Genomic DNA, 335 nt, shown 5'->3' with positions numbered 1-335 from the left:
TGGTAGAGTGTCAAGCGACATTACCAGTTCAGCTGGAAGATTTATTACAAGGCCATGATGATATGATAAGACAAGGCTATGTATTAGAGTATTTGGAAATTCCTAAAGAAGTCCGCGATATGACGACACAACTACACACATGTTTAATGGATATACAGGAGCTTCATATAACAGAAGCCGCTGAAAAAGTAGAAAACTTAAAAACGCGTTTAGATGGCTTCTATGATCAACTGGAACAAGAAGTACATGCGAGACATTATGTGGAGCAAAAAACACTTTCTGTTTATGAAGACTTAGAAGAAATTCGTACTGAAACGATTGAAACAAAAGCAGAA

1 protein-coding gene is annotated in these 335 nt (G+C 36.7%); it reads left to right on the top strand.

What is annotated here, in order from left to right; translation table 11 throughout:
• Positions 1 to 335, top strand: a 335-nt coding sequence (locus SB775_RS28230; protein ID WP_410864473.1) for a septation ring formation regulator EzrA, incomplete at both ends; no start/stop codon positions are given.

This window comes from Peribacillus sp. SIMBA_075 (assembly GCF_046534585.1).
The sequence above is the reverse complement of the archived record's forward strand: the minus strand, read 5'-3'. Positions and strand labels throughout refer to the sequence as shown.